Origin of the sequence: Faecalibacterium sp. Marseille-P9590 (genome assembly GCF_017377665.1) — a bacterium.
Taxonomy (GTDB): domain Bacteria; phylum Bacillota; class Clostridia; order Oscillospirales; family Ruminococcaceae; genus Faecalibacterium.
On sequence record NZ_JAFREF010000010.1, the window covers coordinates 57,443 to 78,527 of the forward strand.

The 21,085-nt window shown below is 60.6% G+C and carries 23 protein-coding genes; 15 read left to right on the forward strand and 8 right to left on the reverse strand.

Annotation, left to right across the window (positions count from 1 at the left end; all coding sequences use genetic code 11):
* Positions 1-102: 102 nt before the first annotated feature.
* Complete coding sequence (locus J3349_RS10925) at positions 103-972, reverse strand: ATP-binding protein (protein ID WP_158394428.1); 870 nt, start codon at positions 970-972, stop codon at positions 103-105.
* A gap of 21 nt (positions 973-993) precedes the next feature.
* Entirely contained in the window at positions 994-2,118 is a 1,125-nt protein-coding gene (locus tag J3349_RS10930) for a cysteine desulfurase family protein (protein ID WP_207677432.1), read from the reverse strand.
* A 356-nt stretch (positions 2,119-2,474) separates the two neighbouring features.
* Between J3349_RS10930 and J3349_RS10935 the strand changes: the two genes are divergently transcribed.
* Together J3349_RS10935 and J3349_RS10940 are read left to right on the forward strand one after the other, a co-directional pair.
* Positions 2,475-3,836, forward strand: coding sequence for a uracil-xanthine permease family protein (locus tag J3349_RS10935; protein ID WP_207677433.1), 1,362 nt, complete (start codon positions 2,475-2,477; stop codon positions 3,834-3,836).
* 210 nt (positions 3,837-4,046) lie between these two features.
* The gene (locus J3349_RS10940; RefSeq protein WP_015564049.1) at positions 4,047-4,598 is read left to right on the forward strand and encodes an NADH peroxidase; all 552 of its coding nucleotides are present in this window, start codon (positions 4,047-4,049) and stop codon (positions 4,596-4,598) included.
* 85 nt (positions 4,599-4,683) lie between these two features.
* On the opposite strand, the gene J3349_RS10945 is transcribed toward J3349_RS10940, so the two are convergent.
* Entirely contained in the window at positions 4,684-5,310 is a 627-nt protein-coding gene (locus tag J3349_RS10945) for a nucleotidyltransferase family protein (protein WP_207677434.1), read from the reverse strand.
* A 127-nt stretch (positions 5,311-5,437) separates the two neighbouring features.
* Here J3349_RS10945 and J3349_RS10950 point away from each other — a divergent pair, with 127 nt between their 5' ends.
* The 10 genes from J3349_RS10950 to yqeB are packed head-to-tail and all read left to right on the forward strand — an operon-like array spanning position 5,438 to position 14,608.
* Complete coding sequence (locus tag J3349_RS10950) at positions 5,438-6,220, forward strand: FAD binding domain-containing protein (protein ID WP_207677435.1); 783 nt, start codon at positions 5,438-5,440, stop codon at positions 6,218-6,220.
* A gap of 10 nt (positions 6,221-6,230) precedes the next feature.
* Positions 6,231-6,704 carry a (2Fe-2S)-binding protein gene (locus J3349_RS10955; protein WP_149793295.1) on the forward strand — a complete coding sequence of 158 codons (474 nt, stop codon included), beginning with the start codon at positions 6,231-6,233 and terminating at the stop codon, positions 6,702-6,704.
* On the forward strand, positions 6,701-8,998 hold the full coding sequence (locus tag J3349_RS10960; RefSeq protein ID WP_207677436.1) for a molybdopterin cofactor-binding domain-containing protein: 2,298 nt from the start codon (positions 6,701-6,703) through the stop codon (positions 8,996-8,998). Before J3349_RS10955 ends, J3349_RS10960 begins: the two co-directional genes overlap by 4 nt.
* Positions 8,998-9,696 (forward strand): selenium cofactor biosynthesis protein YqeC, encoded by a 699-nt coding sequence (gene yqeC / locus J3349_RS10965; RefSeq protein ID WP_207677437.1) that lies wholly within the window; start codon positions 8,998-9,000, stop codon positions 9,694-9,696. Before J3349_RS10960 ends, yqeC begins: the two co-directional genes overlap by 1 nt.
* A complete protein-coding gene (gene selD / locus J3349_RS10970) occupies positions 9,696-10,736 on the forward strand; it encodes a selenide, water dikinase SelD (protein ID WP_207677438.1) in 1,041 nt (346 codons plus the stop codon). Before yqeC ends, selD begins: the two co-directional genes overlap by 1 nt.
* A gap of 24 nt (positions 10,737-10,760) precedes the next feature.
* The gene (gene yedF / locus J3349_RS10975; RefSeq protein WP_207677439.1) at positions 10,761-11,363 is read left to right on the forward strand and encodes a sulfurtransferase-like selenium metabolism protein YedF; all 603 of its coding nucleotides are present in this window, start codon (positions 10,761-10,763) and stop codon (positions 11,361-11,363) included.
* On the forward strand, positions 11,360-12,499 hold the full coding sequence (locus J3349_RS10980) for an aminotransferase class V-fold PLP-dependent enzyme (protein WP_207677440.1): 1,140 nt from the start codon (positions 11,360-11,362) through the stop codon (positions 12,497-12,499). The genes yedF and J3349_RS10980 overlap by 4 nt, the downstream gene beginning before the upstream one ends.
* 1 nt (position 12,500) lies before the next feature.
* Positions 12,501-12,731, forward strand: coding sequence for a DUF3343 domain-containing protein (locus J3349_RS10985; RefSeq protein ID WP_207677441.1), 231 nt, complete (start codon positions 12,501-12,503; stop codon positions 12,729-12,731).
* Between the two features lie 19 nt (positions 12,732-12,750).
* Positions 12,751-13,803 carry an XdhC family protein gene (locus tag J3349_RS10990; RefSeq protein ID WP_207677442.1) on the forward strand — a complete coding sequence of 351 codons (1,053 nt, stop codon included), beginning with the start codon at positions 12,751-12,753 and terminating at the stop codon, positions 13,801-13,803.
* Positions 13,793-14,608, forward strand: a complete 816-nt coding sequence (yqeB, locus tag J3349_RS10995; protein WP_207677443.1) for a selenium-dependent molybdenum cofactor biosynthesis protein YqeB — start codon at positions 13,793-13,795, stop codon at positions 14,606-14,608. Before J3349_RS10990 ends, yqeB begins: the two co-directional genes overlap by 11 nt.
* Before the next feature lie 41 nt (positions 14,609-14,649).
* On the opposite strand, the gene J3349_RS11000 is transcribed toward yqeB, so the two are convergent.
* From J3349_RS11000 to nth, 5 genes are all read right to left on the reverse strand, one after another.
* Positions 14,650-15,495: a sugar nucleotide-binding protein gene (locus J3349_RS11000; RefSeq protein ID WP_207677444.1), complete on the reverse strand. Its 846-nt coding sequence runs from the start codon at positions 15,493-15,495 to the stop codon at positions 14,650-14,652.
* 12 nt (positions 15,496-15,507) lie between these two features.
* The gene (locus J3349_RS11005) at positions 15,508-15,819 is read right to left on the reverse strand and encodes an AzlD domain-containing protein (protein WP_158394442.1); all 312 of its coding nucleotides are present in this window, start codon (positions 15,817-15,819) and stop codon (positions 15,508-15,510) included.
* The gene (locus J3349_RS11010) at positions 15,816-16,598 is read right to left on the reverse strand and encodes an AzlC family ABC transporter permease (RefSeq protein ID WP_207677445.1); all 783 of its coding nucleotides are present in this window, start codon (positions 16,596-16,598) and stop codon (positions 15,816-15,818) included. Before J3349_RS11010 ends, J3349_RS11005 begins: the two co-directional genes overlap by 4 nt.
* A gap of 131 nt (positions 16,599-16,729) precedes the next feature.
* Complete coding sequence (locus J3349_RS11015; RefSeq protein WP_158394444.1) at positions 16,730-16,969, reverse strand: GlsB/YeaQ/YmgE family stress response membrane protein; 240 nt, start codon at positions 16,967-16,969, stop codon at positions 16,730-16,732.
* Between the two features lie 27 nt (positions 16,970-16,996).
* Positions 16,997-17,677 carry an endonuclease III gene (nth, locus tag J3349_RS11020; RefSeq protein ID WP_207677446.1) on the reverse strand — a complete coding sequence of 227 codons (681 nt, stop codon included), beginning with the start codon at positions 17,675-17,677 and terminating at the stop codon, positions 16,997-16,999.
* A 176-nt stretch (positions 17,678-17,853) separates the two neighbouring features.
* Between nth and J3349_RS11025 the strand changes: the two genes are divergently transcribed.
* From J3349_RS11025 to miaB, 3 genes are all read left to right on the forward strand, one after another.
* On the forward strand, positions 17,854-19,128 hold the full coding sequence (locus J3349_RS11025) for a replication-associated recombination protein A (protein ID WP_158394446.1): 1,275 nt from the start codon (positions 17,854-17,856) through the stop codon (positions 19,126-19,128).
* A 49-nt stretch (positions 19,129-19,177) separates the two neighbouring features.
* Positions 19,178-19,558 (forward strand): transcriptional repressor, encoded by a 381-nt coding sequence (locus J3349_RS11030; protein ID WP_158394447.1) that lies wholly within the window; start codon positions 19,178-19,180, stop codon positions 19,556-19,558.
* 106 nt (positions 19,559-19,664) lie between these two features.
* Positions 19,665-21,059 (forward strand): tRNA (N6-isopentenyl adenosine(37)-C2)-methylthiotransferase MiaB, encoded by a 1,395-nt coding sequence (gene miaB / locus J3349_RS11035; RefSeq protein ID WP_207677447.1) that lies wholly within the window; start codon positions 19,665-19,667, stop codon positions 21,057-21,059.
* Positions 21,060-21,085: the final 26 nt, after the last annotated feature.

Below are 21,085 nucleotides of genomic sequence, written 5' to 3' on the forward strand. Positions count from 1 at the left end.
CGCAGATATGCTGTTATCAGGCTGCGTTATTTTCTTGACTTGCGATAAAACGGGAAGAAAACGATACTGCCGACCGGTATCCGCTCCATCCAAGGGGGTATTTTATTGCTCTTCGTTGAATGCTTCCTCCTGCGCATGGAACCGCTCGAGGAAGCTGTGCTCCACCCCCTCAGACTTGTAGCCGGGCATGGTATCCAGAGCCACTGCGTGGATGCTGCGGAAGATGCTGTTCTCGATGTTGGGGTTGTCCCGCTTGAGGCGGCGGAGCAGAATTTTCGTCTCCTGCCGCTTGGAGCCACCGCCGCCGTTGTCGCACATGGTACAGTTCTCGGTAAAGCGGCAGGCGCACTGGATGAATTCCAGCTCATTGTAGCGCTTCCACGCCAGAATATCTTCCTCGCGGATGCAGTACATCGGGCGGATGAGGGTCATGCCGGGGAAGCTGGTGCTGTGGAGCATGGGCGGCATGGCCTGCAGCTGGGAGCCGTAGAACATACTCATAACGGTCGTCTCGATGACGTCGTTGAAGTGGTGGCCCAGTGCGATTTTGTTGCAGCCCAGCTCCTTGGCCTTGCTGTAGAGGTGGCCGCGGCGCATTCGGGCGCAGAGATAGCAGGGGTTCTTGTCGGTGTTGTTGGCCACAGAGAAGATGTTGCTTTCGAAGATGGTCACAGGGATGTGGAGCAGCTCGGCGTTGGACTCGATCTTCTGGCGGTTTATCTCGTTGTAGCCGGGGTCCATCACCAGGAAGACCAGCTCGAACGGCACATCGCTGTGGCGCTGAAGCTCCTGCATCAGCTTTGCCATCAGCATCGAGTCTTTGCCACCCGAGATGCAGACGGCAATCTTGTCCCCGGCCTTGATGAGCTCGTAGCGCTTGACCGCTACGATGAAGGGGGTCCACAGCTCCTTGCGGTATTTTTTGATGATGCTCCGCTCAATGAGCTGGTAAGGTTCCATTTCGCGTTTCATGGCTCTGTCCTTTCTTTTTTCTCACAGTTGGGTCAGCCGGGTGTAGCAGGCGTCAAAGGCGCGGAGAAAGCCGTCCAGCTCCTCCTGCGTGGTCAGGTGGCTCAGACTGATGCGCCACGAGGAGAGGGCATTCTTCCGGTCGCGGCTGACGGCGAACACCGCCCGGGAGGGCAGGCCGTCCGACGAGCAGGCCGACTTGACCGAGACACAGACGCCCTCCGCGTCCAGCTCCCGCTGGAACACGGTGCCTTTGACGTTCTCAACGCTCAGGTTCAGGATGTGGGGGATGGCACTCTCCGGGCTGTTGATGCGGACTTTTGGGTACTTGCTCAGAGCAGTGCGGAGATACAGGTTTGCCTCTTTCACCCGGGCAGAACGCTCTGGCAGCTCATTTACCGCAGAGTTCAGAGCCGTTTCGAGGGAAGCCGCCAGAGCCACCGTAGGCGTGCCGCTGCGGTAGATGGTGGTGCTTTCGCCGCCGTGGATGAGAGGCTCAAGCGCCAGCCGCCGCCGCTTGAGCAGCAGGCCGATGCCGTTCAGGCCGTAGAACTTGTGGGCCGTCAGGCTCATGGTGTCCACGCCCTCGAAGGAGACGGGGATCTTGCCCACGGCCTGGGTGGCGTCTACGTGCAGATGGCAGTTGGGCCATGCCTGCAAAATTTCCGAAATTTCTTTCACCGGCTGCACGACGCCCAGCTCACTGTCCACCAGCGTCACCGCCACAGCGATGGTGTCGGGGCGGAGAAGCTCTTTCAGGTGCTCGAGGTCGATGGTGCCGTCCCGCCTGATGTCCACGAGGTCGATTTCATAGCCCTGCTCCTGCAGAGCGGTCAGGGTGCCGCTGACAGAGGAGTGTTCCAGCGGGGTGGAGATGATGTGCTTGCCCAGATGGCGGGAGAGTTTTGCCAGCCCCTTGAGAGCAAAGTTGTTGGCTTCGCTGGCTCCCGAGGTATAGACGACCTCGGCGGGCTGTGCGCTCAGCAGCCCCGCGATGGTCTGGGTGGCGTGGTCAATGACCAGTTTTGCGTCCCGGCCTGCCTGATGGTGGGAGTTCGCGTTGCCGGGGCAGCTGCGCTCTACCTCACAAAAACGCTCCAGCACCCGGGAGTCTGCGGGGGTGTTGGCCGAATAATCCAGATATATCATAAGTGTCCCTCTATTAAGTGGTACAACAGCTGTCGTTTCGGATGCCGCCGGACCAGTGACCAACTGCGGCAATAGGTTATATTATAGTGCGGAATGCGGCATATTTCAAGGCCGTACGGCCTCCGCCGACAGAAAATCGCCGCAAAATACAGGAAAAAGGTTGTCAGCGTCCTTCTTTTATGCTATACTATGCCGAAGAATGAAAGGAAAGGGGAGAGCGAGATGCTGAAAAAGAAATCGTCTTTTGCACGCATCGGCTGTATTTTCCGTTTCCGATTTGGTCCCGATTTTTGAGGCATTGCCGCTTTCCCGCGGTAGTGCCTCTTTTTTTGGGCCGCAGATAGAAGGAGGAAATAATGAGTCAGAATATTGATTACTCCAAGGGCATTTACGATGCCCGCCAGCTGGGTGCCGGACGGATGCTGATCCTGGGCGTCCAGCACATGTTCGCCATGTTTGGTGCCACCGTGCTGGTCCCCCTGCTCACCGGCCTGAGCGTTTCGACCACCCTGCTCTGCGCAGGTCTGGGTACGCTGCTGTTCCACTTTATCACCAAGGGCAAGGTCCCGGCCTTCCTCGGCTCGTCCTTTGCCTATCTGGGCGGCTTCTCCATCGTGGCCCCCATGCTGGCTGACGCCGACGGAAATCTGACCATCGCCAACACCCAGATGCTGCCCTACGCCTGCGCAGGCGTGGCCTTCTCGGGTCTGGTCTATCTGGCCGTCAGCCTGCTCATCTCCACCTTCGGCATCCGGCGCATCATGCGCTTCTTCCCGCCGGTGGTCACAGGCCCCATCATCATCGCCATCGGCCTCATCCTCGCCCCTTCGGCCATCAGCAACTGTCAGGCAAACTGGCTGCTGGCCTTTGTGGCTCTGGGTACGGTCATCGTCTGCAACATCTGGGGCAAGGGCATGGTCAAGATCCTGCCCATCCTGATTGGCGTTCTCGTCTCCTACGCAGTCGCCCTTGTGACCGGTGCCGTGGACTTTGAGCGCATTGCCTCCGCCGCATGGTTCGGCATCCCTCTCCACAAGGAAGCCATGGGCCTCTTTGCCATCGACGGCAGCCCCGAGTTCATCAGCGCCCTGTTCACCATCATCCCCATCGCTCTGGCTACCATGATGGAGCACGTCGGTGACATCGCCGCCATCAGCGCCACCGTCGGCCACAACTATATCAACGACCCCGGCCTGAACCGCACCCTGATGGGCGACGGCCTCGCCACCACTCTGGCCGGCCTGCTGGGCGGCCCGGCCAACACCACCTACGGTGAGAACACCGGCGTCCTCGCGCTGAGCAAAATTTACGACCCCCTCGTCATCCGCATCGCCGCTGTGCTGGCCATTATCCTGAGCTTCAGCCCCAAGTTTGAGGCCGTCATCAACACCATCCCCACCGGCATTATCGGCGGTATCAGCTTCGTGCTCTACGGCATGATCTCCGCCATCGGTGTCCGCAACGTGGTCGAGAACCGGGTGGACTTCACCAACAGCCGCAACCTCATCATCGCCGCTGTCATTCTGGTGTCTGCTCTGGGCTTCAACTCGGTGGGCGGCCTGACCTTCGTGGTCGCCGGTGTGTCCATCAACCTGTCCGGTCTGGCCATCGCTGCTATCGTGGGCATCCTGCTCAACGCCATCCTCCCCGGCAACGATTACGAGTTCGACTCTGCCGATGGTGCCGACGCTCCTTCCAGCGGCAACCTGCAGGTCTGACCTCGACAGGGAAGCCCCTTCTTCGGCAGAAGTGACAGCTTTTTGAAATGTTCTTTGGGCAATGTGCGAGACTTCAAAATAAATGAGAATAATTCTTAAAATAAGCCTTGACTAACTAGGAATTATTCGCTATAATAGAGTCACAAACAAGGTCTGCTGTACCAGAGCAGACCCCTAAAAAAAGAACAAACCAAATGGAGGATAAATCTTATGAAGAAGTACGTTTGCACCGTCTGTGGCTACATCGCTGAAGGCACCATCCCCGAGCAGTGCCCCGTCTGCAAGGCTCCCGCTTCCGCATTCGTCGAGAAGACCGGCAACACCTACGTCACCGAGCACGTTGTGGGCATCGGCAAGGCTGAGGGCGTTCCTCAGGAGATCGTCGATGGCCTGCGCGCCAACTTCGAGGGCGAGTGCAGCGAGGTCGGCATGTACCTGGCAATGGCCCGCGTGGCCGAGCGTGAGGGCTACCCCGAGATCGCCGAGGCTTACAAGCGCTATGCCTACGAGGAGGCAGACCATGCTTCCCGTTTCGCCGAGCTGCTGGGTGAGGTCGTCACCGACAGCACCAAGAAGAACCTGATGATGCGTGCAGAGGCCGAGTGCGGTGCCTGCTCCGGCAAGATGGATCTGGCCAAGAAGGCTAAGGCTCTGAACCTCGACGCTATCCACGACACCGTCCACGAGATGGCAAAGGATGAGGCCCGTCATGGCCGCGGCTTCGAGGGCCTGCTGAAGCGCTACTTCAACACGGAAGTCTGAGCAAGGGTACTCCAGTCATTGTAATACGCCGCCCCGGCGTGCAGCTTGCAGCTGCTGCCGGGGCGGCTTTTTTGTGGTAAAGCATTTACAAAAGTTTTCGCAGTCGCTCCAGCTCTTCTACGGTATCTGCATCTTCCAGCTCTTCCTGCCGTGCCGCATATACCGCCCGCACAGACTCCGGATGCCGGCGGATGACCACGCCGCCGCCCTTGCCCTCGGGCAGGGAACACAGGGCGCCGAAATAACTGCTTCCGAACAGAACGGGACTTCCCAGCCGCTCCGTGCCGTCCTCGGCACGAAAGCCCAGCCGGAGGATGGCCCGTTCTTTTTCGTCCAGCGCTGAGAAATCGCGCACCATCGCCTCGAGGCTTTCTTTCCGCAAGAGCGGCTGATCTCCGGGCAGGAAGATGCATCCCGCAAGGCCGGGCAGCTCCGAAAGCAGCGCTTCGAGGCCGAGGCGCACCGTGTCGTTCCGGCCCGGCAGGCTGTGAAGGATGGTTTTCACGCTCGCCTTACAAGCGAGTTCAGCCACTTCCGGCGAGCGGGTCACCACCACCCGGGCCGCGAGGACGGGCGTCTCTGATGCGTCCAGCGCCTGGGCGATGAGGGGCGCGCCGTCGAAGTCGGCCAGCAGCTTATTGGAGCCGAACCGCACCGCCCGCCCCGACGCCATGATGACGCAGCCCACCGCCGTGTTTTCTGTGTACTCCATCCCACAGACCTCCCGAAATTTCCGTTGTTGTTCGTTGCCGAATTGATACTTTCTGACGGTAGTATTATAGCGGATTTTGTGATAAAATAAAAGAAAAAGGTCACAGGAAAAAGAGAGGATACTGCATATGATGACCATTCGGGAATACAAGCGGGCTGAAAGCCTCGAGGAGGCTTGGCAGCTCAACCAGAAGCGCCCCAACCGTGTCCTCGGCGGCATGATATGGCTCAAGATGGAGAATATCAATGTCGGCACGGCCATCGACCTGTCGGGCCTCGGCCTCGACACCATCGAGGAGACGGACGAGGGCTTTTCCATCGGAGCGATGGTGACGCTGCGCCAGCTCGAGCTGCACCCCGGCCTCGCCGCCTATACGGACGGTGCCGTGCGGGAGTCGGTGCGCCACATCGTGGGCGTCCAGCTGCGCAACCTCGCCACCGTGGGCGGCAGCATTTACAGCCGCTTCGGTTTCTCCGACGTACTCACCATGTTCCTCGCGCTGAACGCTTCCGTAGAGCTTTATAAGGGCGGCGTCGTGCCGCTTGCTGAGTACGCCCAGCGCCCCTACGACCGGGACATCCTCGTGCGTGTCCTTGTGCCGAAGGAAAACGCCCGCTTTGTCTACCAGTCGGTGCGCAACAGCCAGACGGACTTCCCGGTGCTGACCTGCGCCGCCGCAAAATTGGCGGACGGCAGCATCCGCGCCGCCATCGGTGCGCGTCCGGGCAAGGCTGTGCTCTACACCGCAGCGCCTGAGGCGGGGGAGACCGCCGAGGAATTTGCTGCCCGCTTTGCCGCCGAGGTAAAGGCCGACATCAAGACCGAAAGCAATCTTCGCGGCGGCGCCGAATACCGCCGCCATCTGGCCGGCGTGCTGACGAAACGCGCCGTCTGTCGTCTGGAAGGCTGAGGAGGACACCATGCAGATAACACTTACATTGAACGATAAAAAGCTTACCGCCGACGTGGCCCCCGACACTCTGCTCATCGACTTCGTGCGCAGCCACGGCTGTCTGAGCGTCAAGAGGGGCTGTGAGACGTCCAACTGCGGCCTCTGCACGGTCTTCCTCGACGACAAGCCGGTGCTGTCCTGCTCCGTTCTCGCGGCCCGCGCGGATGGCCATAAAGTGACCACGCTGGAGGGTCTGCAGGACGAAGCCGCCGAGTTCGGGGCTTTCATCGCGGATCAGGGTGCAGAGCAGTGCGGCTTCTGCAACCCGGGCTTCATCATGAACGCCCTCGCCCTCTTCCGGGAAAAGGAGTACCCCACCGACGAGGAAATAAAAGAGTATCTTTCCGGCAATCTCTGCCGCTGCTCTGGTTATGAGGGTCAGCTGCGGGGCATCCAGAACTTCCTCGCGTGGAAAAAGGCGAAAAAGGAGGCGGCAGAATGAACACAGTCAACAAACCCTTCCGCAAGAAGGATGCCATGCAGCTGGTGACGGGCCAGCCCGTCTATATGGACGACCTCGTCCCCGCCGACTGCCTCATCGTGAAGCTCCTGCGCTCTCCCCATGCCAACGCCATCGTGAAGAGCATCAATACTGCTGTGGCGAAGAAGGTGCCGGGCATTGAGGCCATCTTCACATGGGAGGACGTGCCGCAGGATGCCCGCCGCTACACCCAGGCGGGCCAGACTTACCCAGAGGCCAGCCCCTATGACCGCCTTCTCATCGACCGCCACGTACGCTTTGTGGGCGACGTGGTGGCCATCGTGGCAGGCAAAGACGATAAATGCGTCGATAAGGCGCTGAAAATGATAAAGGTCGAGTATGAGGTGCTGGAACCTGTGCTCGACTACCACACCGCAAAGGATAACCCCATCCTCGTCCATCCGGAAGACAACTGGGAGAGCCTCTGCCCCGTGGGGGGCGATAATAAGCGCAACCTCTGCGCCCACGACGAGTGCGGCAGCGGCGACATCGATGCCGTGCTGGCCGACTGCGATGTGGTCATCGACCATGTCTACCATACCAAAGCCTGCCAGCAGGCCATGATGGAGACCTTCCGCACCTATTGCAGCATCGACCTCTATGGCCGGCTGAACGTCCTGAGCTCGACACAAATCGTCTTCCACGCCCGACGCATCATTGCAAACGCGCTTCACATCCCGAAATCCATGGTGCGTGTGACGAAGCCCCGCATCGGCGGCGGCTTTGGCGCGAAGCAGACGGCTGTCTGCGAGGTCTACCCGGCCTTCGTGACCTGGAAGACCAGGAAGCCCTCGAAGCTCATCTTCACCCGGGAGGAGAGCCAGATCGCCTCCACGCCCCGCCATGAGATGGAGATCCATCTTCGCCTCGGCGCCAACAAGGATGGCCGCATCCGTGGCCTCGACCTCTACACCCTCTCCAACACCGGCGCTTATGGCGAGCACGGCCCCACGACGGTGGGCCTTTCGGGACATAAATCCATCCCGCTCTATAGCAACGCTGAGGCTTTCCGCTTTACCTATGATGTGGTCTATACCAACCATATGTCGGCGGGCGCATACCGCGGCTACGGCGCGACCCAGGGCCTGTTCGCGGTGGAATCCGCCGTCAACGAGCTGGCCGCGAAGCTCCATATGGACCCCTTCAAGATCAGGGAAATGAACATCGTCCACGAGGGTGACGTCATGCCCGCCTACTACGGTGCGGTGAACACCAGCTGCACCCTCGACCGGTGCCTTGCAAAGGTCCACGAGATGATAAACTGGAACGAAAAGTATCCCCGCCGCGACATGGGCAACGGGAAGATCCGTGCCGTCGGCATGGGCATGGCGATGCAGGGCTCCGGCATCTCGGGCATGGACGTGGGCAGCGCGACCCTGAAAGTCAACGACGAGGGATTCTACACCCTGCTCATCGGTGCCGCTGATATGGGTACCGGCTGCGACACCACGCTGGCCCAAATTGCTGCCGAGGTGCTGGAATGCGGCCTCGACAATATCACAGTCTTCGGTGCGGACACTGATACCTCGCCTTACGACTCCGGCTCCTACGCGTCCAGCACCACCTACATCACCGGCAAAGCCGTCGAGAAGTGCGCGCTGAAGCTGCGGAGCCAGATCTGCAAGCTGGGCGCACAGCTGCTGGATTGCAGCGAAAATGACGTGGAATTTGACGGTAAAACGGTATTTACCTCGGCTGACCCGTCTAAATCTGTCTCGCTGGGTGATATTGCCACGGCTTCCATGTTCGGCCACGACATCCCGCTGGAAGTCACCGAGACCCACATGTCGCCTCTGTCGCCTCCGCCCTACATGGTGGGCGCGGCCGAGGTGGAAGTGGATACCGAGACCGGCGAAGTAAAGCTGCTGGAATTTGACGCCTGCGTGGACTGCGGCACCCCCATCAACCCGAACCTCACCCGGGTGCAGGCCGAGGGCGGCATTTTGCAGGGCATCGGCATGACCCTCACCGAGAACGTCACCTACGACCAGCGCGGCTGGCCCATGGAGAATTCGCTCATGCAGTATAAGATCCCCACCCGTGTGGACGTGGGCAGGGTCCGGGTCGAGTTCGAGAACAGCTATGAGCCCAACGGCCCGTTTGGTGCGAAATCCATCGGCGAAGTGGTCATCAACACGCCGCTTCCTGCCATCTCGGATGCCATCTACAACGCCATCGGCACCCGTTTCTACGAGCTGCCCATCACGCCCGAAAAAATCGCAATGGCAGTGGCCGAAAAAGAGGGTGCGGTCTGATGACCGGCCTCGAGGCTCTGCCATTCCTCGGAGAAACTGGACATGTTATCTCCCTCGTGGGCGGCGGCGGAAAGACAACATTGCTCTATGCGCTGGCCCGCTGGTATTCGGCGCAGGGACAGCGGGTGCTCGTCTCCACCACGACCCACATCCAGCGTCCGGACGCGAACTACGCCCCCGATGAGGCGGCGCGGGACGCCCTCTGGCAGGCTTGTACCTACGCCGTGGCGGGGGTGCCTGCCGAAGGCGGGAAGCTGACCATGCCGCCCTATCTGGACGACTGGATGGCTGAGGCCGACACTGTTTTGCTCGAAGCTGACGGCGCGAAGCACCACCCCTGCAAGGCCCCGGCCGCTCATGAGCCGGTGCTCCTGCGGTCAAGCGACATCGTGCTGGCGGCAGCCGGGCTGTCGGCGGTGGGGAAACCACTGCAAGACGTCTGCTTCCGCCTCGAAGCGGCCTGCACCTTGCTGGCCGTGCCGCCCGAGACGCCCCTGACGCCCGCGCTGCTGGCAAAACTGCTGGCAAGTGAAGCAGGTGGAAGAAAGTGCGTAGGCACGCGGAAATTCTACACCGTCCTCAACCAGGCTGACGACGCAGCCCGCCGTGCAGCAGGGGAACAGACACTTGCCATCTTGAAAGAAAATTACGATGTAACAGGATATTTGACACACTTTGAGAAAGGGGAGAGAGCCTGATGGCAAAAGAGGACAAAATCGTCTTCTGCACGGGCGGCGGCTGTACCGCCAAGCTCGGCGCGGGAGTGCTGAGCCATATTCTGGAAAAGCTGCCCCGGGGTGAGAAAGACCCTGACCTTCTCGTGGGCTACGACAGCCGGGACGATGCGGCCGTCTACCGCATCACCGACGACATCGCGCTGGTGCAAACGGTGGACTTCTTCCCGCCGATGGTGGATGACCCCTACACCTTCGGCCAGATCGCGGCGGTAAACGCCCTCAGTGACGTCTACGCCATGGGCGGCGAGGTGAAGACTGCACTAAATCTTGTCTGCTTCCCTGAGAGCATGGATCTGAACATCCTCGGTGAGATCTTGCGCGGCGGCGCAGAAAAAGTGGCCGAGGCGGGGGGCATCCTCGCGGGAGGCCACTCCATCGCCGACACCGGTGTGAAGTACGGCCTGTCGGTCACCGGTCTCGTGGACCCCCGCCGCCTCACTGCCAATGATATGGGAAAGCCCGGCGACAAGCTCATCCTCACCAAGGCGCTGGGGGTGGGCCTCATCTGCACGGCCAACCGCGTGGGCGAAGCTGCCCCCGGCGCCATGGACGCCGCCGTGGCCTCCATGACGACCCTGAACAAGTCTGCCGCCGAGATAAGTCGAAGCTATGATGTTCACGCGGCCACGGATGTGACCGGGTTCAGCTTCCTCGGCCACCTCCACGAGATGATGGGCGGGCGGCTGTCCTGCCGTATCGACGGCAGCGCTGTGCCGGTCCTGCCGGGTGCGTGGCAGGCCGCTGACGACTGCCTTTATACCGCCGCCGGTCAGCGCAACCGAAACCACACCGGGCCTTTCGTCCGGTTCGAAAATGTGCCGTTTGCCATGCAGGAAATTTTGTTCGACCCCCAGACCTCGGGCGGACTGCTGCTTGCCGTGGCTCCGGAAGAGGCTGAACACCTCCGGGACGAGCTGCAAAAAGCCGGCATCCCCGCACAAATTGTGGGAGAAATCACAGAGAAGCAGGACACCGAAATAGTTGTGTCCTATCCTGAATAAAACATACGATAGAGAGGGAAAACTATGCTGAAAGTTGATGCCAGAGGGGACGCCTGCCCGCTGCCTGTAGTGAAGGCAAAGAAAGCGATTGCGGAACTAAATGGCGCAGGCGAAGTCGAAGTGCTCGTGGACAACGAGATCGCTGTCCAGAACCTCACCAAAATGGCCCAGCAGAAGGGCTACCGGTCTGCCGCCGAAAAGCTGGCCGAGCGGGAATACCGCGTCCTGTTCACCGTGGGTGAGCCTGCGGCAGAAGAAGAGGAAGCTCCGGCCTGCACCCCTGACGCCCGCACCGATACGGTGGTGGTCATCGCGTCCGACAAGATGGGCGAGGGTGCTGAGGAGCTGGGCAAGACCCTGCTGAAGGCTTTTATCTTCTCGCTGACCCAGCAGGACAAGCTGCCCAAGACCATCCTCCTCTATAACGGCGGTGCGCACCTCACCTGCGAGGGTTCGCCCATGCTGGACGACCTCAAGGCGCTGGAGGCTGAGGGCGTCGAGATCCTCACCTGCGGCACCTGCCTGAACTTCTACGGCCTGACCGAGAAGCTGGCCGTGGGCGGTGTGACGAATATGTACGTTATCGCCGAGAAGATGCTGAACGCCGGGAACGTGGTCAAGCCGTGATCTACCTCGACAACGCCGCCACCACCCTGCAAAAGCCGCCCTGCGTGGGCCAGGCTATGCTGGATGCGCTGGAACATGCGGGCAATCCGGGCCGCGGGGCGCATGAGCCGACCCTTCACGCGGCCCGTATCGTCTACCATGCCCGTGAGACACTTGCAACACTTCTCCATGCGGAAAGCCCGGACTGCATTGCTTTCACGGCCAACGTGACCCAGGCGCTCAATACAGCGCTCTGCGGCCTCGTCCGCCCCGGCGACCATGTTATTACAACGGTCTGCGAGCACAACTCAGTGCTGCGGCCGCTCTATCGCCTGCGGGAGCAGGGGGCAGAAGTGAGTTTTGTGGAGGTGGACGACAACGGGCGGCTGCGGTATGAGCAGTTCGAAAAATTTCTCCGCCCCAATACCCGCCTTGTCGTGGTGACGCATGCTTCCAACGTCACAGGCAATCTTACGGACCTTGCGTTCGTCTCCGCTTTTGCAAAAAAGCACGGTCTTACGCTTGTCGTGGATGCGGCCCAGACCGCAGGCGCACGGCCCATCGACGTGCAGGCGCTGGGGGTGGATGTTCTCTGTTTCACCGGACACAAGGCGCTGCTGGGTCCGCAGGGGACCGGCGGGCTGTATGTCCGCCCCGGGCTGACCATGGCCCCCCTTGTGGTGGGCGGCAGCGGTATCCACAGTTTTGATGAAACACACCCCTCTCAGATGCCCACAGCGCTGGAAGCGGGGACGCTGAATGTTCCCGGCCTCGCGGGCCTCGGGGCAGGTGTGGAGTGGATACTTTCGCAGGGCGTCGAGGTTCTGCATGAAAAAGAAATGGCTCTGACACGCCTGTTTTATGAGAAAATCGTCCATGCTCCCGACGTGAAAATCTACGGCAGTTTCGCCGAAACAGACCGCGCGCCCATCGTCTCCCTGAACTTCGGGGATGAGGACGCAGCCCGTGCCGCCGACATTCTCTGGGAGGACTACGGCATCTGTGTCCGGGCGGGCGCTCATTGTGCGCCCCTCATCCACAAAGCCCTCGGCACCGTGGAGCAGGGGATGGTGCGGTTCAGCTTCTCCCATCAGAACACAGAGGCCGAGGTGCTCAAAGCCACCGAGGCGGTCTGTGAGCTGGCCGAGGAGGGCTGATATGCGCCGCAAAAGACAATACATCGTTCTTTCATTTGCTTCTACGGCCCGCGCGATGGGCTGGGAGAAAGAGTGCGCCGCCCGGGGTATCCCGGGGCGGCTCATCCCGCTGCCCAGTGAGATCACGGCAGGCTGCGGGCTCGGCTGGCGGATGCTGCCCGAGGACTGGCAGGCGTGGCAGTCTCAGTTGAACGATGCGGGCTACGATGCTGCCACACCGGTGGAGCAATAAACCATAATGGAGAAATTCTATGTTGATTCGTGAGTTTTTGGACGCTTTGCGCAGCACACAGGGGCAGCATACGCTGGCCTCCGTACTGGAAGGGCCGGAAAGCGGAGCGAGGCTTCTTCTTTGTGAAGGCGTACCCGTCTGGCCCGCAAGACCGGAGGGGCTGCTGGCTCGGAATCTCCCGGCGCTGGCCGGATGTGGTGCAAGCGGCATCCTGACTCTGGAAAATAAGCGGATCTTCGTCGAGAAATTCGGAGGCGCGCCCCGGCTCGTCATCTGCGGCGGAGGCCATGTGGCCGAGTCCGTCGTCCGGCTGGCCGTGATGCTGGGCCTGCCCGTCACCGGCCTCGAGGAGCGGCCGGAGTACGCTGACGCCCTTCGCCGTGCCGGGGCCGAAAAGGTCCTCTGCGGTCCTTATGCCGAAAATCTCACGCAGGTGGAGGGCAGTGCGGAGACCTACTTTGTTGTCGCCACCCGCGCCCACTCCTTCGACGTGGAATGTCTTACCGAAATATACAAGAAACGACTTGCCTACGTTGGTATGCTGGGCAGCCGAAGCCGGTCGGCCCTTGTCCGCCGCCAGCTCATCGAGGCCGGAACTGCCCCGGAAAAGGCTGAGTCACTCCACGCCCCCATCGGTCTTGCCATCAAGGCGCAGACAGCGCAGGAAATCGCACTATCCATCCTCGCGGAGATCGTTGAAGTGAAAAATGGCTGTCAGCAGACGGAAGGCTTCCCGCCCGAGCTGCTGAATGCGCTGGATGCCTGCACGGGACAGGGGAAGGCTCCTGTCCTTGTGACCATCGTTTCCCGCCACGGTTCGACCCCCCGGGAGGTGGGAGCAAAGATGTTGGTGCTGCCGGACGGCAGATCCGTGGGCAGTGTGGGCGGCGGCATTATGGAATACCGTGTGCAGCAGCTTGCATCAAAAATGCAGGCAGGCGAGGCTGCGCCCTGCCAGCTGGCAGAGTATTCGGCCAGCGCAAAAGAGGACGATGCGGCGCTGGCTGCCTGCGGCGGCTCGATGAACGTGTTCCTGCAGCTGCTCAAGGAGGAAGAAAATAATGAAGCGTGATGACGTCATCCTGGTGCGCGGCGGCGGCGACCTCGCCACCGGCACCATCCATCGGCTGTGGTCGGCGGGATTGAAAGTGCTTGTGCTCGAGGCAGAGCATCCTGCCGCCATCCGCCGCCAGGTCTCGGTGAGTGAGGCCGTGTATGAGGGCGGGGCTGTCGTGGAGGGAATGCGCGCTGCCCTTGTAAAAACGCTGGATGAGGCCGTTGTGGTCTGGCATCGCGGCGACGTGCCGGTGATGGTGGACCCGAAAGGGGAGCTCATCCCGCAGGTGCGGCCTGCCGCGCTCGTTGATGCCATCCTTGCAAAGAAAAATCTCGGAACGACGCGGGATATGGCTCCGCTGACCATCGCGCTCGGCCCGGGTTTTACCGCCGGTGTGGATGTTGATTTCGTGGTGGAGACCAAGCGCGGCCACCGTCTGGGCCGTATCATCCGGGAGGGTGCGGCCATCCCCAACACGGGCGTCCCCGGAGTCATCGGCGGCTATGGCGCTGAGCGTGTCATCCACGCAGAAAAGGCTGGTGTCTTCCGGAATGTGTGTGCCATCGGAGATATTGTGCCGGAGGGTGAAACGATCGCGGAAATCGAAACGCCGGACGGCATCCGCACTCCGGTGACGACCCGCATTGCGGGCATCCTGCGCGGCCTGCTGCGGGATGGCTACCCCGTCACGCCCGGCTTCAAGGTGGCTGACGTGGACCCCCGCCGGGAGGAGTTGGAAAACTGCTTCCTCATCTCCGATAAGGCGCGCTGCATTGCGGGAAGTGTGCTGGAGCTGATCGCGGCAAATCTGTGGAAATAATAAAAAGGGAAGAGGCTGCCTTGGGCAGTCCCTTCCCTTTTTTACATCAAATATCCAAGCCGGTAATCTCCGAGACACACCCGAAGTGCGCCCCACGTTGAGGAGAACTCGATGCCTTGAGCCCGGAGCTTCCCGGTATCCATCGCGAGGTTGCGGGTGAGATCGGATTCCTCAATCTTTACATCCACTTGCAGTAAATTGGCGAAGCATCGTGCTGTCTCGACCATATCTCCGTCGCACTCGCTGCCGAAGTTGTAGACGCCGCCGGGCAGCTCCATCGCAGGGACGAGGTTCTCGATGACCTCCCGCACATAGCTCACGCCCCGGTAGTCATTGCGCGAAAAGCGCAGCATTTCACCGGTCTTTGCCGCTTTCAGGATGTTCAGCGGCAGGTTGCCTCGGATGGGCAGATGATAGCCCGGGAGGTCGTACATCCAGGGCAGGCGGAGCGCCACAGCATCCGGGCAGCGGGCCAGAACCCGGGCCTCGGCCTCGAGCTTGTGCTGTCCGTAGACGTTGGAAGGGGAGAGGGGCAGCGTCTCCGCCAGCGCCCCCCGCTGCGTCACGCCTGCATACACCTGGTCGGAGCTGAAGGAGAGCAGCTTTGCGCCCACCTCCTCCGCTCCCTTCGCTACCCACTCGGGCAGCAGGACGTTGGCGCGGAAGGAGCCCTCCGGCTCCTGCTGGCAGTACTGGGTGTTGGAGAGGGCCGCCGTGTGGGCGATGACGTCCGGGTGCTCCTTCAAAATGAAGCGCAGCACCGCGCTCTCATCGGCAGTGCGCAGGGCGTCGGACGGGAAGGCACAGAGCGCAAACTTCCCCCGCCACATATCGAGGATGCGCGCGCCCACAAAGCCGCCTGCGCCGGTCACTAGAACGCGTTTCATAGGGCAGTCACCTCAGTGAACAAGGAAAAGTTCCAGCACGAAGACGACGGCGCAGCAGGCCACCGACACCTGGAACAGGCTGGCTCCGAACCATGCCGCCGCAATGCCTACCACCAGCGCCACCGCACCAGCTGCCGGACTCTGGGTGGCGTTGACGATGGCCGGGAAAGTCATGACCGCCAGAGTGACGTAAGGGACGTAGTACAAGAACGACTGGATGAACTGGTTTTTGATAGGCTTCCGGATGAGGGTCAGCGGCAGGATGCGGATGGTGTAGGATACGGCGAACATCACTGCGATATAAAGCCAGTTGCTGCGAATCATTGTTCAGCCTCCTCACTCTGGGTCTTGACGGGGAATAACAGCGCACCTGCGCAGGAAATGGCCACTGTCAGGATGATGGTGCGGGTGCCGTCCGACAGGGCGGAAATGCCCGGCAGATAGGTGCAGGCAAAGCTCAGCGCAAAGCTGATGGCCACCAGCGCGGCCACAATCTTATCCTTCCGGGCCGGAGGAATGATGATGGCGAGGAACATGCCGTAGAGCGCCACGCTCAGTGCGCTGACGGCCCGCAGGGGCAGCAGATTGCCCGCGATGATGCCCAGCGCCGTACCCGAAGCCCACGCCGGCGCGGCCAGCGCGATGGCACCGTAGGTGTAGAAGGGGTTCAGATAACCCGGCCGGGCGATGGTGATGCCGAACAGCTCGTCAGTGACGTCATAGCCGATGATGAGCCGGTGGAAAAACGGTGTACCGGGGGCGAACCGCTGGGCCAGCGCACAGCTCATCAGCAGATAGCGGGCGTTGGCGATGAGGGTGATGATGGCTACCTCGAGATAGGTCGCGCCGCTGGCAATGAGGGCAAAGGCGGCGTACTCGCCCGCCGAAGCATTGTTGAGCAGGCTGGCCACGAAGCCCTGCAGGGGTGTAAAGCCCGCTGTCCGGGCCGCGATGCCCAGCGAGAACGACACCGCAAAATACCCCAGCGCGATCGGCACACCGTCCCGCATCCCCTCACAGAACACTTTGCGGCTGAAAGCGTAGGGTTTGGCGGGCTGTGCGGAGCAGAGAGTCTGTTTCGACGACTCATGCGTAGTTTCCATGAGAAAAGCTCCTTTCCAATTTCAAACACAAACCCTATTATAGCATAGTTCGAGAGAAAATGACATCGGTCTGAAACGAAAAAACCACAGCTTTCACCCCTGAAAGCTGTGGCATTTTCAAGATGGACTGCTTACTTGAACAGCTTGCGGCCAGCCCAGATGCAGACACAGGCTCCGATGACCGAGACGATGATCTCACCCACGAGGCCGGTAGCGGACAGACCCACGAGGCCGAAGAGGATGCCGCCCACAAAGCTGCCCAGGATGCCCAGCACGATGTTGCGCAGGGCGCTGGTCTCACTGCCCATGATGCGGCCTGCAATGGAACCGGCCAGCGCACCGATGAGAAGGCTGAAGATAAAACTAAACATAAGAAAAACCTCCTGAAATATGTAAAATCAGACGTTGGATGCTTCCTCCCGCGCGTAGCGGCAGATGTCCGAAAGACAGCATTTTTCGCACTCCGGCTTCCGGGCATTGCAGACGGCCCGGCCATGCATCACGAAACGGTGGCACAGATCACTGCCCTCTTCGGGCGGGACGATCTTCCAGAGCGCCATCTCCACCTTCTGCGGTTCCTTGATGCCGTCCACAAGGCCGATCTTGTTGCACAGGCGGATGCAGTGGGTGTCGGTGACGATGGCGGGCTTGCCGAACACGTCGCCCATGATGAGATTTGCACTCTTGCGGCCCACGCCGGGCAGTGCCAGCAGTTCCTCAAAGGTCGTAGGTACCTTGCAGTCATACTTGTCCCGCAGCATCCGCATACAGGCCGAGATGTCCCGGGCCTTGCTGCGGCCCAGCCCGCAGGGTTTGACGATGGCTTCGATGTCCTCGGGCTCTGCCTCGGCCAGCGCGGCCACCGACGGATATTTTGCAAACAGGTCCTGCACCACGATATTCACCCGGGCGTCGGTACACTGGGCCGCCAGCCGGACGCTCACCAGCAGCTGCCAGGCGTGGTCGTAGTCCAGCGTGCAGCCTGCGTCGGGATACTCCGCCTTGAGCCGCCGGATGACCTCCAGAGCCAGCTCTTTTTTGGCCGTCAGGTCTTCGGCGGAGACGTTCTTTCCGCGCATACGTTTCCCCTCGTTTCTTGATTGGAATGGCACAAGCATATCATGTTTTGCGAAATTTGTAAATGCTTTGCCGTTTATCTGAGAATCATTTTCATTATTTCTCTTGCCGCGGCGTGCAAAATGCGCTATACTATAAAAGAGAAGGATTCTCATGATCATTTTTGGAGGGAAGACCCATGAACGAACCGCTGGCGCAGCGTCTGCGCCCCAAAACGCTGGCTGATGTCTGCGGCCAGCAGCATCTTCTGGCCGAGGGACAGGTGTTCCGCCGCACCATCGAGAGCGGACGTATCCCCAACATGATTTTCTACGGCCCCTCCGGCACGGGCAAGACCACCGTTGCCCGCATCATCGCCGAGAACAGCGGCATGACCCTCCATAAGCTCAACGGCACTTCCTGCGGCACCGGTGACATCAAAGCAGTGCTGAAGGACATTGGCACGCTGGCCGGGGCAGGGGGCATCCTGCTCTACCTCGACGAGATACAGTACCTCAACAAAAAGCAGCAGCAGAGCCTTCTGGAGTGCATCGAGGACGGTTCTGTCACCCTCATTGCATCCACCACCGAGAACCCTTACTTTTACATCTATAATGCACTGCTGTCCCGCTGTACGGTGTTCGAGTTCAAGTCCCTCTCCGCCGCCGATGTGGAGCGGGGCATCCGCAACGCCCTGAAAAAGCTCTCGGAGTCGGAATCACAGCCTGTCGTGATGGACGAGGACGCCTGCGCCTACCTCGCCGAGAGTGCGGGCGGCGACTTGCGCAAGGCGCTGGGTTGTCTCGATTTCGTGGTGACGGCGGCCCCCGTGGACGGAACCGGAAAGCACATCACCCTCGAGATGATACAGCAGGTCACCCGCCGCACGGCCATGCGGTACGACCGGGACGGCGACGACCACTACGACATCGTGTCGGCCTACCAGAAGTCCATGCGCGGCTCCGACCCCAACGCCGCCCTCCACTACCTGGCCCGTCTGCTGGAAGCGGGCGACCTGCCCTCGGCCTGCCGCCGGTTGATGGTCTGCGCCTGTGAGGACGTGGGCCTTGCATACCCGCAGATCATCCCCATCGTCAAGGCGGCAGTGGACGCAGCCAACATGGTGGGTCTGCCGGAAGCCCGGCTCCCGCTGGCCGATGCCGTCATTCTCGTGGCAACCAGCCCGAAATCCAACAGCGCCCACGACGCCATCAATGCGGCCATCGCCGATGTGCAGGCGGGGCGTACCGGCCCCATCCCGCGCCAGCTGCAGAACAAGCACTTTGACGGCGAAGATGCTGCCGTCAAGGGCCAGAACTACAAGTACGCCCACGACTATGAGAACCACTGGGTGGACCAGCAATATCTGCCCGACCTGCTCAAGGACGTGAAATACTATACGTTCGGCGACAACCGCACCGAACAGGCCGCCCGGGCCTACTGGGCGAAGATCAAGGGGGAAGACAAGCTCTGAACCCGGCCTTTATCCCGATACACACCCCATCATAAAAAGGAGAAAGACCATGCGTTATTCCAAACAGCGCGAGCTGGTACTGCAGAAAGTGGAGCAGCTCTGCGACCACCCTACTGCCGAGGAGATTTTCGACCTCGCAGCCAAGGAATGTCCCGGCCTGAGCCTTGGTACCGTCTACCGCAACCTCAACAGTCTCGTAGATGCAGGCCGCGTCCGCCGCGTCTCCATCCCGGGCAAGGCTGACCGCTTCGACCACACTCTGGGCTGGCACAGCCACCTCTACTGCAACTGCTGCGGCGGCGTCGTGGACGCTGACGTGGACGAAAAGCAGGTGATGAAGCTGGTGCGCAACCAGAAGGGCGTCGTGCAGGACTGCGCCGTGGTGCTGTTCGGCCTGTGCGAGGCGTGCGCCGGCAAGCAGGCTCAGTAAAAATAAACTCTTGCCCTCCAAGGCCAAAAAGGGTATACTATAAAGAGCTTTCTTTATAGTATCAGTATGTCTGCTGCCGGAGGTGTGTCCCCAGCGGCAGAGAAGGATGGTTTCATTGGAGTACATAGCATTTGAACATAACAACGCGGCGGCAGAGCTGGTCAAGCTGGCCTATGACACCCCGCCGCTGGCCTTCGTCCACAGCTACGGCTGCCAGCAGAATGTCAACGACGGCGAGCGCATCAAGGGTGTGCTGATGGACATCGGCTACGGCCTGTGTGACAAACCTGAGGACGCCGACCTCATCCTTTTCAACACCTGCGCCGTCCGTGAGCACGCCGAGCAGCGTGTTTTCGGTAACGTGGGCGCTCTCAAGGGCCTGAAAGAGAAGAAGCACGGCCTTATCATCGGCCTCTGCGGCTGCATGGCCAACCAGAAGCACGTTGTAGAAAAGCTGCGCCAGAGCTACCCCTACGTGGACCTCGTGTTCGGTGTGGACGGCATCGACACGCTGCCCCAGCTCATCGCTCAGAAATTGCAGAAGCACAAGCGGGTGCTCATGGAGCCGGCTCAGCGCCCCGTCATCGTGGAGAATATCCCCATCCGCCGTGAGAGCGAGTTCCGTGCCTGGCTGCCCATCATGTATGGCTGTGACAACTTCTGCACCTACTGCATCGTGCCTTACGTCCGCGGCCGCGAAAAGAGCCGCAAGCCCGGCGACATCCTCGCCGAGTTCAAGAGTCTCGTGGAGGCAGGATATAAGGAAATCACCCTTCTGGGCCAGAATGTCAACAGCTACGGCAAGGGACTCGAGGAGCAGGTGGATTTCTCCGACCTGCTCAACCTGCTCTGCACCGTCCCGGGCGACTACCACATCCGTTTCATGACCAGCCACCCGAAGGACGCCAGCTTCAAGCTCATCGACACCATCGCGGCCCAGCCGAAGATCTGCAAGCATCTGCATCTGCCGGTGCAGTGCGGATCTGACCGTCTGCTTGTCCAGATGAACCGTCACTATACCGTGGAGCACTACCTCGAACTCATCGAGTATGCCCGGAAGAAGGTCCCCGGCATTACCTTCTCCAGCGACATCATCGTGGGCTTCCCCGGTGAGACCGAAGAGGACTTCCAGAAGACCCTTGAGCTGGTGCAGAAGGTGGGCTATATGCAGCTGTTCACCTTCATCTACTCCAAGCGCACCGGCACCAAGGCGGCAGATATGCCCGACCCCACCCCTCGCAAGGAGAAGACCGACCGTATGACCCGCCTGCTCAAAGTTCAGGACGACATCGCAATGGCCCTCGTGAAGGCTCAGGTAGGCCAGACCGTCCGCGTCCTCGTGGAGGGCTATGGCCGCAATGAAGGCACCCTCTCGGGCCGTCTCGACAACAACCTTACCGTCGAGTTCAAGGCTGACCCCGCCCTCATGGGCAGCTATGCGATGGTGCGCCTCACGGGCGCCCGTGCCACCGTCCTGCTGGGCGAATTGGTTGAATCATGATATTCTGGATACACCATCCTAATATA